This window comes from Desmonostoc muscorum LEGE 12446 (genome assembly GCF_015207005.2).
Lineage (GTDB): Bacteria > Cyanobacteriota > Cyanobacteriia > Cyanobacteriales > Nostocaceae > Nostoc > Nostoc muscorum.
Genome location: NZ_JADEXS020000001.1, coordinates 5,355,001 through 5,369,300, shown reverse-complemented (window position 1 = coordinate 5,369,300; position 14,300 = coordinate 5,355,001). Strand labels below are relative to the sequence as shown.

Annotated in this window: 9 protein-coding genes, 1 rRNA gene and 2 pseudogenes (1 of these 12 running past the window's edge); 8 read left to right on the top strand and 4 right to left on the bottom strand. The window is 40.0% G+C overall.

Annotation, left to right across the window (positions count from 1 at the left end; all coding sequences use genetic code 11):
* Positions 1–780 precede the first annotated feature (780 nt).
* Together IQ276_RS22850 and mrdA are read right to left on the bottom strand one after the other, a co-directional pair.
* Positions 781–2,139, bottom strand: a complete 1,359-nt coding sequence (locus IQ276_RS22850) for a hypothetical protein (protein ID WP_235115887.1) — start codon at positions 2,137–2,139, stop codon at positions 781–783.
* Positions 2,140–2,601: 462 nt separating this feature from the next.
* On the bottom strand, positions 2,602–4,440 hold the full coding sequence (mrdA, locus tag IQ276_RS22845) for a penicillin-binding protein 2 (RefSeq protein ID WP_193922997.1): 1,839 nt from the start codon (positions 4,438–4,440) through the stop codon (positions 2,602–2,604).
* Positions 4,441–4,640: 200 nt separating this feature from the next.
* Between mrdA and IQ276_RS22840 the strand changes: the two genes are divergently transcribed.
* The 4 genes from IQ276_RS22840 to IQ276_RS22825 all read left to right on the top strand — a co-directional run bounded on the left by IQ276_RS22840 (position 4,641) and on the right by IQ276_RS22825 (position 8,353).
* On the top strand, positions 4,641–5,771 hold the full coding sequence (locus IQ276_RS22840) for an ABC transporter ATP-binding protein (protein WP_193923016.1): 1,131 nt from the start codon (positions 4,641–4,643) through the stop codon (positions 5,769–5,771).
* Positions 5,772–5,981: 210 nt separating this feature from the next.
* On the top strand, positions 5,982–6,806 hold the full coding sequence (gene rsmA, locus IQ276_RS22835) for a 16S rRNA (adenine(1518)-N(6)/adenine(1519)-N(6))-dimethyltransferase RsmA (protein WP_235115886.1): 825 nt from the start codon (positions 5,982–5,984) through the stop codon (positions 6,804–6,806).
* 170 nt (positions 6,807–6,976) lie between these two features.
* Complete coding sequence (ispE, locus tag IQ276_RS22830) at positions 6,977–7,930, top strand: 4-(cytidine 5'-diphospho)-2-C-methyl-D-erythritol kinase (RefSeq protein ID WP_193925341.1); 954 nt, start codon at positions 6,977–6,979, stop codon at positions 7,928–7,930.
* 93 nt (positions 7,931–8,023) lie between these two features.
* Positions 8,024–8,353: a DUF3082 domain-containing protein gene (locus IQ276_RS22825; protein WP_193925342.1), complete on the top strand. Its 330-nt coding sequence runs from the start codon at positions 8,024–8,026 to the stop codon at positions 8,351–8,353.
* A gap of 14 nt (positions 8,354–8,367) precedes the next feature.
* On the opposite strand, the pseudogene IQ276_RS22820 reads toward IQ276_RS22825, so the two are convergent.
* Positions 8,368–8,904 (bottom strand): annotated as a pseudogene (locus IQ276_RS22820) (helix-turn-helix domain-containing protein); the annotation flags it as partial.
* Positions 8,905–8,968: 64 nt separating this feature from the next.
* Between IQ276_RS22820 and IQ276_RS22815 the strand changes: the two are divergent.
* Positions 8,969–9,823, top strand: a complete 855-nt coding sequence (locus tag IQ276_RS22815; protein WP_235115308.1) for an IS5 family transposase — start codon at positions 8,969–8,971, stop codon at positions 9,821–9,823.
* A gap of 6 nt (positions 9,824–9,829) precedes the next feature.
* Here IQ276_RS22815 and IQ276_RS22810 read toward each other — a convergent pair.
* A pseudogene (locus tag IQ276_RS22810) lies at positions 9,830–10,177 on the bottom strand (response regulator transcription factor); the annotation flags it as partial.
* 1,610 nt (positions 10,178–11,787) lie between these two features.
* Here IQ276_RS22810 and IQ276_RS22805 point away from each other — a divergent pair.
* The 3 genes from IQ276_RS22805 to IQ276_RS22795 all read left to right on the top strand — a co-directional run.
* The gene (locus IQ276_RS22805; RefSeq protein WP_193923820.1) at positions 11,788–12,066 is read left to right on the top strand and encodes a HetP family heterocyst commitment protein; all 279 of its coding nucleotides are present in this window, start codon (positions 11,788–11,790) and stop codon (positions 12,064–12,066) included.
* Positions 12,067–12,304: 238 nt separating this feature from the next.
* Positions 12,305–13,192 (top strand): indole-3-glycerol phosphate synthase TrpC, encoded by an 888-nt coding sequence (gene trpC, locus IQ276_RS22800; protein ID WP_193923818.1) that lies wholly within the window; start codon positions 12,305–12,307, stop codon positions 13,190–13,192.
* Positions 13,193–13,521: 329 nt separating this feature from the next.
* Positions 13,522–14,300: ribosomal RNA gene (locus IQ276_RS22795) — 16S ribosomal RNA — on the top strand (it continues 710 nt past the right edge of the window).

Below are 14,300 nucleotides of genomic sequence, written 5' to 3'. Positions count from 1 at the left end.
AAAAAATCTTCACTAGTTACTCCAGAACATCCCAGACCAACTAAAAAATGTTAATTGATAAGTTAAAAACAATTTTTATCAAAAAAATCTCTACTTTATTTATCATTTCAACACTTGTTATATTTGATAAATTCATTTATCAAATATAACTTTAATTTTACTTATATAAAAACGAAAATTAGCAGGTAAACACATCCATGTATAACTTAAGCTTAAGTTATATCAAGTCAGCTTGTTTTCAACTTATCAAATGATCAATTTTTGTAATAAATATAGGTTGGGTTTGACTTCGTTCAACCCAACACTCAGATCCACTATTTTAGTCTCGCCACGCTGCTGGATTTAAATTTCTAAACTATTTCCCTAAGGGCTGGACAATAACAGTCGGCGATTTATAGCAACAGCCAAGGTGGTGAAGACATTAATTGTTGTGGTTTCCGATTATTGAAGCCCTAATTAACCAACATTTTCAACGTAAATACAGATAATGTCAGGACTTACGCAAAATCATGAATAAACGAACCACAGAGGACGCAGAGGGCACCCAGAAATAAGAGTTTCAGAGAGTTATTGCGTAAGTCCTAAATGTATCAAGTAGAGAATGAATTAGACGCAAGCCTTATGCTGTGATTGATGGAGTTCAAACAAGAGGAGAAAAGGGAAATTACAGTACACAACGTGTAAAATTTAGCTCTCATTTTTCTGCTTAACTGTTTGTTACATACTTATAAATTTTTTCTCCGACTTACTTACCTGGATTTGAGATGCACTTGATTTAAACTAACCTCTTTGAAAACCTTTCGCTGGTTGTTTTTGTCCTTTATCTTTGGGTTTAGATTTATTCACTTCTGTAAGTGCTTCTTGAAATAAATTATGTAGATGTAAAGGAACACTAGCAATTTCTGGTAATTCTGGCTTGATAGGTTTACCATACTCTTGCAAAATTTTATCTAAATCATTGCTCAGGCTAAACTCATGACGTTGCAAGAAATCTTGCAAGACTTTTTCTAATTGAGTGGGATATTTTTGTGCTAACCGATGCCATGTATAAGCATTAATATTTTTATCTTCTAAGTAGTGACGAATTAGTTTTACTGCACCTTCAATACTTTGCCAATTATTAGCTAATAATATAGTTGTGAATTTAGTATATGTTGGTAAAAACATCAATCCCCAACGTGGGTGAGAAATGGCTGTGACTTGTTCTGCTCTTATGAGTTCAGCAGGTAAACCTACTTGAGGTGCAACCATTTTTGAAGTGCTGTTTTTTCCATCAAAGATTTGAGAAACAGCGTTAGTATCAATCCCAAATTCTTTAGCAGCGACGATAATTTCTTCTGCACTAATACCAGCTTTTGCTACTATTTCATTCAAATATTTGGAACTATCAACTCCGGCGGCTTTGAGATATTTATCGGTGATAATTTGTCGAAATTCAGTTATCTTTTTATTGAGTTGGTATCCTGGTAATGTAACTTCATCACTCCCAAAAAACTCAACAAACTGCTGATGATATTGCTCTACTGACTGCCATGCTTGTTCTAGCAAGTCTGGAGCATCGCTGTAAAGATGACTTTTATAATTATCTTTAAAATTTCCAATGGCGACGGCGAGTTTTGGCTTACCGAGTTTACCCATAAATGTGTGAGAGCCAGAAAATATCCACTTATTATCAGTAAGAGGAAAAATGCGTGTTAGTAAAATATCTCCTGGCTTGAAACGAGATGTGGCTGGTTGTTTTTCAGGGCTGTTAGACTTGACAATGTAATTTTTAGCTGTCAGAACTATGTAACGTTTAGCTGTCAGCCAGTTCATCAGTTCTAAGCCATCAGGTAAAATCTGGGTGATAGTAAATAAACCAATAAAACTACGATGCCAGCTATTCAGTAGATTGCGATCGCTCTCTGACAAATCTGCATGACTGGCGATAAATAACTCTATAGGTGAGCGATCGCCAATTTTCCCTTCTGTAATAAACTTGTCAATGATTACTTGTTGTTGGGTGCGATCGCCATTACCGCTAGGCATCTGTGCAGCTGCATAAATGTCGAGTGCTTGTGCTAGTTCGCCGTCAGCATCTAGGACAAAATCAACCAAGGCTTGTTTGAGTGTGTGCGATCTTTCTACTATGGCATCCACAAGCGAATCTTTGTATTCTACAATTGTAGCCTATAGCGTTTTTGAGGATTATCGCATCTAGCAATAGCTAGATTTTTTTAGCCATAGCGTTTTCTATTCTTGTCAGTCCAGTATGATGATTTAGCGGCTGCATTTGTGATAGCAGGAGTCGGTGAAATAGATTTTGCCCTAGTTTGGGCTACACCTACGCATTTGTTATTTTTGCGATTTCATAAATAGGTAGTATGTCTTTAAACAATTAATAAATTAAGCATTATTTAATACTGTTCAAAATATTAGCGAGAATTTACTGTGAACTTATCTATGGTCAAAATTGGATAGTAGCTTGGCATGAGTGCCAAGCATGGGTCGCAGAACTGGTCGGTTTCATTCGCAATAAGCAGGCATATTATCAGCGAGTTTTAAGGGCTATGAAGCTTATACACCAAGCACTTTAGCTCGCTTGTTGCCCCTTGAATGGTATTAGTTTCGTCGGCTGTTTGGTGGGTTTTCACTCTCTGGTTTCTGATATTTACCTGGATACTTCCGATAAAAATATTCCTGCATAATGTCTAAAATCATCGGCGCAGCGACACTACCACCACCGCCACCGGAATGTTCAGCAAATGCCACAATCAAAATTTCTGGCTGATCTGCGGGAGCATAGGCGCCAAACCAAGCGTGATTTTGTTTAACATGACCCTTCCATGCTTCGGCGGTACCACTCTTACCAGCTACTGGAGGAAGTGTTGGCTTGTTCAAAACTTTCCCGGTGCCTTCAGCTACTACTTTCCGCAGCCCCTGACGTAGGACACTGATGGTTGTCGGCTTCATATTCAAAGACTCTCGCCAGCTTTTTGCTTGTTCGTTGTCTTTGAGTAAATGCGGCTGGACTCGGTAACCACCGTTAGCAGGTACGGCAAACATAATGGCAACTTGCAAGGGTGTTGTTTGTAAAGCACCTTGACCAATTGACATATTTATGCTGTCACCTACAGTCCAAGGCATCTTCCATACTTTCTGTTTCCATGTTTCATCTGGCACTAAACCTTTTGTTTCTTCGTTAGCAAATTCAAAGCCTGTCTTTTTACCAAATCCATACTTGTGAGTCCATTCAATCAAAGTCGGGCCGCCGACTCCCCGACCAATTTGATAGAAGAAGGTATCACTACTCCACTGTAATGCTCCGACAAAACCCAACGGCCCGAATCCTGCGTGGTTCCACTCACCAAAGCGCGTACCACCAATGTTTAAAGAACCGTAGGTTTGTAGGACTGTGCTGGGAGAAAATTTTCCCGATTCTAGCCCAGCAGTGGCGGTGACTATTTTGAAGGTACTCGCAGGTGGAAAGGCGCTCAGCGCCCGATTTACCAAGGGATGTTCTGCACCTTGGACAGTTTCCCAATCTTTTTGGGTGAGTTTCTGCTTGGAGAAAATATTCGGGTCAAAGGTGGGGTGAGATACCATTGCTAAAACCGCACCATTCTTGGGATCTAGCGCCACGATCGCCCCATTGCGATCGCCTAATGCTTTTTCGGCTGTCTTTTGCATCTCTAAATCTATGGTTAAGTGCAAATCATTACCAGCTTTGGCTTGTTTCTCACCCAAAACCCGCAGCGGCCGACCAGCACCATCCACTTCTACCTGTTGACCCCCCCATTCACCCCGCAGCATTTTCTCATAAGCCTTTTCAGCTCCCATTTGACCGATGACATCACCCAATCTGTAGCCTTCCTGCTTCCTTTCTTTTAATTGTTCGGGCGTTAGTTCTCTTGTATAACCTAATACATGAGCTAATCCCTTGCCGTGCGGATAGTAGCGAACCGCTTCCGTAGAAATTTCCACGTCTTTAAGTTCGCTTTCATACTCCTTCAATGCCGTAATTTGTGCTTCGTTCAAGTCACGAGCAACCCGAATCAGTGAAGAAGAGTTAGCACCAGCTTCTTCTAACTTCTTTTCCATTTCTTCTTGGGGAACATCGAGAATTTTAGATAGACGCGGAGCTACAACCGACCACGAGGGTTTAGTGTGTGCCATCGGCCACAAATATACAGAGCGTGGATAGCGAGTACTAGCTAAAAGTTTGCCATTGCGGTCAAAAATATTGCCCCGCTCTGGTTGTTTGGGGATCATGCGAATTCGATTGGCTTCTGCTCGTTTGCGGTGATTAGCTCCTTCAACAATTTGTAAGTATCCTAAACGAGCGCCGATTCCCGTCAGCATCAACAGAGTAAATACGATTAAAAATATCGGCTGGAAACTGCGTCCGACTGTGCGTGTATTTTTTTTGCCACCAAATGGAGATGGTTTCAATAAGGTCATAAGACAAAGAGTATTTTGTTGATTAAGATTATCTGTAAATATTAGGATAGCCAGTACTGCGTGCAAAAAAAATTGGGCAGGTATATTCCTAAACAATTGTTTTTGGCGGATACAATAAACCAAAGTGTCAAATCTAGTCTGCCCAATAGAGTAGATAAATTGACCAAATCAGGTAAAATCACGGCATTCTACTGAGGATTATGGCTCAAACTGTGACGCAGAATCAGAGGGCGATCGCAACTTTTCACCCACTTGACGTTGAATTGCGTAATGTGTTCAAGTTTTTTAACCAAGAACCAGCAGTACATGGCATAGATTTGGATGTTAAACAGGGGGAATTTTTTAGTATTTTAGGTCCATCCGGTTGTGGAAAAACAACAACACTGCGCTTAATTGCCGGGTTTGAAATAGCTGATGCTGGCAAGGTGTTAATTCAGGGTCAATCTATGACTAATGTGCCCCCTTACCGCCGTCCAGTCAATACTGTATTTCAAAGTTATGCTTTATTTAACCACTTGAATGTGTGGGATAACATTGCTTTCGGACTGCGGTTAAAAAAATTACGTAAATCAGAAATTCAAACTAGAGTCCAAGAAGCTTTAAAACTGGTGAAAATGGAAAGTTTGCGATCGCGTTTTCCCAATCAACTTTCCGGTGGTCAACAGCAACGCGTTGCTTTGGCTAGGGCTTTAGTCAACCGTCCCGCCGTCCTCCTACTAGATGAACCTCTAGGAGCATTAGATTTAAAACTGCGTAAGGAAATGCAAGTTGAGTTATCAAATTTACATAAAGACTTGGGTTTGACCTTTGTGATGGTGACACACGACCAAGAAGAAGCACTTTCCTTGAGCGATCGCATTGCTGTCATGAACCAAGGCAAAATAGAGCAAACTGGTACTCCCAGCCAAATTTACGAACGTCCCCAAACATCTTTTGTAGCTGATTTTATTGGCGATACGAATTTATTTAGTGGTGAAATCCTAGCGGTAAACTCTTCTGATGTGCAAATTTTGACAAAAACGGGACTCTCAATTGTCATCGCCCGTGCTGAAGATACACCAAGTCAATTATCACAATCGGTGGTTGTAAGTGTACGCCCAGAAAAAATACAGCTTTCACTGTATCCGCCTAATTTGCCAACAAACTGTTTTGAAGGACGGCTAGTTAATGTTATGTATTTGGGCACACACGTTAATTACATTGTGGAATTAACAAATGGCATCAGAATTAACGTATTACAACCTAATACCTTTGGTAGTTTACCAGACCGCGATACACCAATTTATGTTTGGTGGGCAGAAACCGATTGTTTAGCATTATCGAGTAATTAGTTGTTCTTTCTTCTTCAGACGACGACAAAAAGAGCTAAGATACAGATTCTGATAAGTTTCATAACCCGTAAACTTCGTTGATAATATTTATGCTAATTCCGATTTAATTTGATTAATTCGGTGAATAATTATTATATGCAAGCTTCCTTCATACTGAATTCAGAATTCTGACTCCTGAATTCTGAAAACTATACCAGGTAACAAATATAAATGATCCGACCGCGCAAGGTCTTTGCTCAGCATTGGCTTAAAAGTGAAAAAGCACTCGACGCAATTATTAAAGCAGCAGAGTGTACAGAAGGCGATCGCATTCTGGAAATCGGTCCAGGAACAGGTATTCTCACTCGTCGTTTACTACCTTTAGTACAATCTCTACTTGCAGTTGAAATAGACCGCGACTTATGCCAACTATTGGCCAAGCAACTAGGGAAGAGGGAAAATTTCCTACTGCTGCAAGGAGATTTTCTCACCTTAGATTTACCATCCCAATTGGTAGCATTTCCTAATTTTCAAAACCAAAATAAAGTAGTAGCCAACATCCCGTACAACATTACAGGCCCAATTATCGAGAAACTACTCGGTACGATCGCTAACCCTAACCCCCAACCATTTGAATCGATAGTGCTACTGGTACAAAAAGAAGTAGCAGAAAGATTGTACGCTCAAGCAGGGTCAAAAGCCTTTGGAGCGTTGAGCGTGCGGGTACAATATTTAGCTGAGTGTGAATTAATTTGCACAGTCCCAGCCGCCGCATTCCATCCACCGCCAAAAGTCGATTCAGCAGTCGTGCGATTGCGCCCAAAAAAAATAGAGATCCCAGCACTTGACCCAAGACGGTTCGAGAATTTGGTAAAGTTGGGATTTGCTGCCAAGCGCAAAATGTTACGAAATAATTTGCAATCAGCTGTAGAACGCGATCGCCTGACCCAATTACTGGAACAATTAAAAATAAATCCCCAAGCCAGAGCCGAAGACCTCAGCGTTCAGCAATGGGTAACTCTGGCAAACGAGTTGGGAGTTAAAAGTGAGGAGTGAGGAGTGAGGAGTTAATAGTAAACTACCAGATCATCGCCTAGATTTAAAACTCAAAATTCACGCACTCTCAACTCCTAACTCCTAACTCCCAACTCCTAACTCCCAACTCCTAACTCCCAACTCCTAACTCCTAACTCCTAACTCCTAACTCCTAACTCCTAACTTTCAAAATGCATTCCTACAGCTTAATTGCCCCTGCTAAAATCAATTTGTATTTGGAAATCATTGGCGATCGCCCTGATGGTTATCATGAGTTAGCAATGATACTCCAAAGTATCGGACTTGCAGACTACATTGATGTACACTCCATCAGCAATGACACCATTCGGGTTCACTCCAACCACCCGCAAGTACCGACAGATAACAGTAATCTGGCATACAAAGCCGCAGAACTGATGACGAGGCAATTTCCTGAAGCCTTTGCTAAATATGGCGGTGTAGAGATTAGCATCAACAAGCAAATTCCCGTAGCTGCTGGATTAGCTGGGGGTTCGACAAATGCCGCAGCCGTGTTGGTGGGGATAGATTTACTCTGGAAATTGGGACTAACTCAGTCAGAATTAGAGGAATTGGGAGCTACACTCGGTTCAGATGTGCCATTTTGTGTATCAGGTGGAACCGCGATCGCCACAGGTAGAGGTGAACAACTTTCTCCGTTACCAAGTTTGGATAAAATATATATAGTATTGGCAAAATACCGCAGTCTAGAAGTTTCCACCCCTTGGGCATACAAAACCTATCGGCAGGAATTTGGTAATTCTTATATTAGAGATACCAACGATTTAGCAGCGCGTGCTAGTGCAGTCCACTCAGGAGAAATAGTAAAAGCGATCGCCCTTGCAGACGCAGGAAAAATTGCCCAAAAACTGCACAATGATTTAGAGCGCGTAGTATTACCAGCCTATCCTCAAGTATTGCAACTGAGAGAAATCTTTGCAAATCAAGAAGGCGTTTTAGGAACAATGATGTCTGGTTCTGGGCCGACAGTATTTGCTCTTTTTGAATCTGAACAGCAGGCAGAACAAGTTAAGCTGCATGTAAGGGAAGCAATTTCTGATGAAGACTTAGAATTGTTTGTGACTCGGACAATCACACATGGTATTCAGGTAGCATCTTCAATTTAAAAAAATCGGGCATTTTGTAGAGACGCGATTCATCGCGTCTTTACCAATGCCCCATAACCAATCCAAAATCCAAAATCCAAAATCCAAAATTGTATGAGTGACCAAAATCTAACTCCAAAAACAGATGCTCAAGTACAGGTTACAGCGACTCCCTTACGCTCTATTACTGGGGCTGTAATTTCCGGAGGAATGGCATTTGCAATGTATTCGCTGATGATTTCCATCGCCACAAATTTTGCTAGCAAACCTCTCCATTCAATTAATCCATTGGTAATAAAAATTACCTCCGCTGTTCGTACCTTGGTTGTTGGTGTAGTTGCTTTAGGAAGCGGTATATTTGGTATAGTAGCAATTGGTTTATTAGCTTTGACACTGCAATTATTAGTGCAGCAGTTTACCAAACCAAAAAGCAGCGAAAACTGATAATCTGCTTTCAATTAACAACCTAAAGAGACAAGTTTTTCCGACGAACCACGATTTTTGATTAATTGTAGCTTCACACTTTTAGAAGACTCAAGAAGTTGTTGCTGTTGTCTCCAAGTTTTTGGAGAAATGCCGTGGTGTTGACGAAACTGACGAGAAAAATGACACGTATTTTGATAGCCTAGCGCAATAGCAATCTGCTCAATTGTCTGATTAGTATTTTTGAGTAATGGACGTGCTGCTGCCATACGGCGCTTGACAATCCAAGCATTTACAGTATCTCCTGTTTGTTTTGCTACTCGATTGGTTAAGTAAGCAGGCGAATAACCAACTGCAACAGCTACATCAGATAAAGTAATTCCTTGGCGATAATTATCTTCAATGAAGTCGAAAACTGATTGTAATTGAGGAACAGATGGAAAAATGGACTCAGAGTTAATCGATGAAGCTAACGTTCGGCTCAGTTGATGAGAGTTAGTTGCATACCACCGCCTCAATAAAGCTTGCTTTTCAAATCGGACAGCGATCGCTCTGAGCAAATCCTCTATAGAACCCATTTGACATCTTGTGAGGTTTTGAATTAAGGTACTCCTCAGCATCTAAAATCCAATACTAATGGCGTATTCCAGCAACCTCACTGATGCAGAATGGGAAATTTTTGAACCCTTATTGCAAGAGATATTACCGACTAAGAAGCAGACTCGACCGACCAACTGGCCAAAGCGAGATATCTTCAATGGAATTCTCTATCAACTAAAAAATGGATGCAATTGGCAAGACTTACCTAAAGACCTCCCCCCTTATTCCACTGTATATTGGCACTACAAACAGTGGCGAGCAGCCGGGGTATTTGAGGAACTGATGAGTGTCTTACATGGACAAGTGCGTGAACAGGTAAAAAAAAAACCGCACTGGACGACATTGATCATCATTGACTCCCAAGCAGTGAAAAATACCTGCAACGCCAGTGTGGAGTCGAAAGGTTTTTGCTTCTACAAAGCCACCAACGGTATTAAAAGGCATTTGGCTATTGACACCCTTGGGTTTCCCTTTTTTACGCTCTGTACTCGCGCCAATGTCTCGGATGATGCCGGATTAATTGAGATGTTTACTCTCAACATCGACTACTTCAAGTCAAAACCTATCGATATTCCCAAGATTACTATCCTGCTAGATCATGGGTATCACCCAGAATATTTGACTCAGGAGTTAGAGCGAATTTACCCAGAGATCATGACCAAAATTCAGTTTCAACTTTCTACGAAACCCTCAAAACAAGAGAAAGCGGCACAAGGAAAATCTGGATTTGTTCCGGCAATAGCTAGATGGGTGATCGAACGCTCCAATGCTTGGATGGAGCGCTGTAAAATTCTGGTTAAGAACTTTGAACGAACCCTGGTTAGTGCCACTGCCAAACTCAATATCTGCTTCATCAGGCTAATGATTAAGAGGCTTGCAGCACCTTCTTAGATGTCAAATGGGTTCTATAGTAGAAGGCTTAGTAAGATAATCATCTGCTCCCAACTCCATACCTTTGCGAAGATCTGCTTGAGTATTACTACCAGTCAAAAAAATGAAAGGAATAATTCCTGTGTCAGGATCTTGACGGAGTGTAGTCAAAACACTGTAACCATCCATATCTGGCATTTGAATATCGCAAATCACCAAGTCAGGTAAATGCTCTTGTGCTTGCTGGATACCGGTTAGGCCATTTTCAGCACCTATAGTATCAAAACCTTGAGCCTCAAGAACCTCTAAGAAGACATTGCGGGTGACAGCATCATCTTCAATTACAAGAATTTTTTTCGACGATTCGTGTATCATTTTTCCATCAATAGGATTTTTTGTGGCAGGAAATGACAATCAAACTTTGTGCCGAGCGTTCTCTAAAAACCTATGAGTGTTGATCTGAATATAGTTATTAATTAATAACTCATAAAACTGCATCAGGAAACCACTAAATCTCAACTCAACTTCTGGCTGTAGCACCAATGGAAAGTTAGATTAAACTCACCTATAGCCGCCAGAATTTATATACCCAGTTACTCGCTCAAACAAGTCGGCACTATACCCATTAATGAGTTGCTAATCACACCTTCCTAAAATTCTAATGTTGCTATTTCTTAGTCAAAAATAAAATCCATTAGAAAAAATTAGAGATGCGTTATGATTTTAAATTCGATTTTAACAATAAAAAGCGATTTTTTTATAATGGTAATGTAAAGATATTTTTGGTGTAACTCTAACTATAAATAAATATTATCTATCATACTTTTTTCAGACATATTTGACAAATAAGCTATCAATTCTTACATTGATATGTAGGAATGTAGACTTTTGCTTAATGAAGTATTTATTTTAAAATACAAATTTCAATAAATTAAAATAAAAAACAATGATAGTCTTACTATTTTACATAAAATTGCAGCATCATACAACCTATTTATTTTAGATTGTTGACTAGACATAACACCAAAATCCAAAAGAACATCTAGTCGTCAATTTTTTGACTACAGAATAACATCGATTATTGTAAATTCTATATTTAGATACATTCCCATTAATACACATAGGTTAAATCAGTAAAATATTTTTCATTGATTTAATTTTTATTGATTAGTTCATTCAGGGATTAAACTATATAACAATAAACCTTGTCATCTGTCACAAGATATACATTTTTTTGTCTAGCTATGTGTATTGACTCTAAAAATATTCCAAAAGACATAGAAAATATAAAGTAACAATGTGATGTGAAACACTACCTATTGTAATCAAAGGCTACTTATACCTTCTAAAAAATCTAATTTGAGAACAGAGAAGTCTTATCAGGCATGTGACGTTAAGAGATAAAACTTGATAAGAGCCATTCTGCCTTCCCCGAGTCCAAGTTAATTTATCCTAAGGAAAATAAATCAAATTTGAAGAGCGAAAAAATAGACACGTATATCAAAAAATTGTTCATATACTACTTTACCAAATATTGAGTAAGCTTAATCAAGAAGCTGCTTCTGCAATACGGTTCATCTGGTAAGAGCGGGTTAAACTAGATATTTATTTTGTCGGTTATACCCGCCCCTACCTTTAATATAAGTTTGCAATATTTTCTCGATTTATCTAATTTTACTTAAGTATTGTCTTGTACTTTCCTCAATTTCAGATATGGAGAATGATATTGACAAAATTTTCATAAAAGAATGTGACTTTTGATAAAAATCCGACATCAAACGCTTCTAATAACCAATTAATTATCAAACTATTCAGATAAGTAAGTTTGGCAATCTTTCAGGATGTATTACAGATTTATATCAGAAAAACAAGCGATCTGCTGAGATTAGAAAAATTTTACTAGACTAAATTCAGGGAAAAAGGGAAAATAGGAAAACCCCTACCAAGTAAAGACTACTCCTCATTTAGTAAAAGAGTGTATGTTTATGACTCAAAACATTACTGGTTATCAAACACAAATGGGTAGGAAAATTAATAATGAACAAATTGAGCAAATACTCAAAGCAATTATCGCAGGTAAATATTCTTGGGCATGTGTTTTAATACTGCGTTTTGCTGGTTACAATCCCATAGATTACATACCCTATCGTACCTATATTAGACTGCTCAAAAATAACTGCTTAGTTGAAAATTCAAAACTTAATCAATCTGATAGTAAAGCTGTAGAAGATTTGAATCTTAAATCAACCTGGCTTCAACTGTGAAAATTTAAAAAAATTATGCAGATGGAATTGTTCTAAATGAATATCAACAATTTAGCCTATTTCAAAAGAGTTGTTCATAAATTTTCAATAGGAAAGGATGAATACTGAGAAATTTAAAATTTTCGGATATTCCAAGTTTCCTTACATTAAAGGCGTTTCCACACACGCTAATTCAGAAGAAAACATGTAGGGGTAGCCTTACATTTTATAATTCATACTTTTTGGTCATCATTAACATATGACTTACCCAGTTACTACTCCTAATACTCATTTGGTGCAACCCACTCTCAAAGAGATCGTATGGCAGAAAAAGTATGAAGTCGCACAAATTCAGCAAGATATGTCTTTGGCTTCATTGCAACGTCAGTTAACAGCTGCACCCACAGTGCGAGATTTCCTCACTGCTTTGCAACAAAGTCATTACCGACCTTGCATCATTGCAGAGGTGAAGAAAGCATCTTTCATTCATGGAGTAATTAAACCAGATTTTGACCCAGTGGCGATCGCCAAAGCTTATGAGCGTGGTGGCGCAACTTGTATCTCTGTAGTCACCGATCACAAGTTCTTTCATGGTAGCTTTGAGAGTCTACGCACCATTAGGCATCGAGTAGCGCTACCTCTACTGTGCAAAGATTTTATTTTAGATCCGTGCCAAATTTATTTAGCACGAGCAGCAGGCGCAGATGCTGTGGTGCTGATTGCAGCGATTTTATCGGATCGGCAACTTCAAAATTTTTTGCGGGTGATTCACTATTTAGGGATGAATGCTTTGGTAGAAGTGCATACCTTGGCAGAACTTGATCGGGTGCTAAAGCTTGATGATGTACGTTTAATAGGAATCAACAACCAAAGTCTAGAAGATTTTAGCGTTGATATCGGCACAACAGGGCAATTGCTGGCAGCCAGGCGATCGCAGATCCAAACCTTGGGCATTAATATCGTCAGTGAGTCTGGTTTGTATACACCTGCTGACTTATCCTTTGTTGCAGAAGCTGGTACACATGCTGTTCTACTCGGAGACACTTTAGTTAAACATGACGATGTACAGCAGGCTGTGCGTAATCTGCTCCAACTTAATCTTTCCACCCACAACAACCTCCTCAAGAAAGCAATGAAGGAAAGATAGTTTTGGAAGTTATTGGAGAATCTCGTCTCTGTTTTGGTTGAGTCATGGAGATAGAAGCACCACTGCTCAAGCGTTTTACCCAATTCAAAAAAAAATTTCCTTTACCCCTTGACAATCCCTAAGAGAATAGTTAATCTAGTTAAGTCTGGAGGCGAGAGAAAAACGCCGACAACAACTGAACCGTAAAAACACAATACTTTGAAAGCTTAAGAAATAACCAATCCTCGTCAAGAGAATCTGGATTTGGGATTTCCCAATCAAAGATAATCAAAAATTATAACTAGGATTCCAAAAATAACATTTTTGGAAAACCAAACTCGAAACACAACAAAACGGAGAGTTTGATCCTGGCTCAGGATGAACGCTGGCGGTATGCTTAACACATGCAAGTCGAACGGTGTCTTCGGACATAGTGGCGGACGGGTGAGTAACGCGTGAGAATCTAGCTTCAGGTCTAGGACAACCACTGGAAACGGTGGCTAATACTGGATGTGCCGGAAGGTGAAAGGCTTGCTGCCTGAAGATGAGCTCGCGTCTGATTAGCTAGTTGGTGGGGTAAGAGCCTACCAAGGCGACGATCAGTAGCTGGTCTGAGAGGATGATCAGCCACACTGGGACTGAGACACGGCCCAGACTCCTACGGGAGGCAGCAGTGGGGAATTTTCCGCAATGGGCGAAAGCCTGACGGAGCAATACCGCGTGAGGGAGGAAGGCTCTTGGGTTGTAAACCTCTTTTCTCAGGGAAGAACACAATGACGGTACCTGAGGAATCAGCATCGGCTAACTCCGTGCCAGCAGCCGCGGTAATACGGAGGATGCAAGCGTTATCCGGAATGATTGGGCGTAAAGCGTCCGCAGGTGGCTGTGTAAGTCTGCTGTTAAAGAGTCTAGCTCAACTAGATAAAGGCAGTGGAAACTACACGGCTAGAGTGCGTTCGGGGCAGAGGGAATTCCTGGTGTAGCGGTGAAATGCGTAGAGATCAGGAAGAACACCGGTGGCGAAGGCGCTCTGCTAGGCCGCAACTGACACTGAGGGACGAAAGCTAGGGGAGCGAATGGGATTAGATACCCCAGTAGTCCTAGCTGTAAACGATGGATACTAGGCGTG

Bases quoted from the DNA above. Each gene is read 5' to 3' on its own strand.
- mrdA (WP_193922997.1), bottom strand. From the start codon at position 4,440: ATGACCTTATTGAAACCATCTCCATTTGGTGGCAAAAAAAATACACGC.
- IQ276_RS22840 (WP_193923016.1), top strand. From the start codon at position 4,641: ATGGCTCAAACTGTGACGCAGAATCAGAGGGCGATCGCAACTTTTCAC.
- rsmA (WP_235115886.1), top strand. From the start codon at position 5,982: ATGATCCGACCGCGCAAGGTCTTTGCTCAGCATTGGCTTAAAAGTGAA.
- ispE (WP_193925341.1), top strand. From the start codon at position 6,977: ATGCATTCCTACAGCTTAATTGCCCCTGCTAAAATCAATTTGTATTTG.
- IQ276_RS22825 (WP_193925342.1), top strand. From the start codon at position 8,024: ATGAGTGACCAAAATCTAACTCCAAAAACAGATGCTCAAGTACAGGTT.
- IQ276_RS22815 (WP_235115308.1), top strand. From the start codon at position 8,969: ATGGCGTATTCCAGCAACCTCACTGATGCAGAATGGGAAATTTTTGAA.
- IQ276_RS22805 (WP_193923820.1), top strand. From the start codon at position 11,788: ATGACTCAAAACATTACTGGTTATCAAACACAAATGGGTAGGAAAATT.
- trpC (WP_193923818.1), top strand. From the start codon at position 12,305: ATGACTTACCCAGTTACTACTCCTAATACTCATTTGGTGCAACCCACT.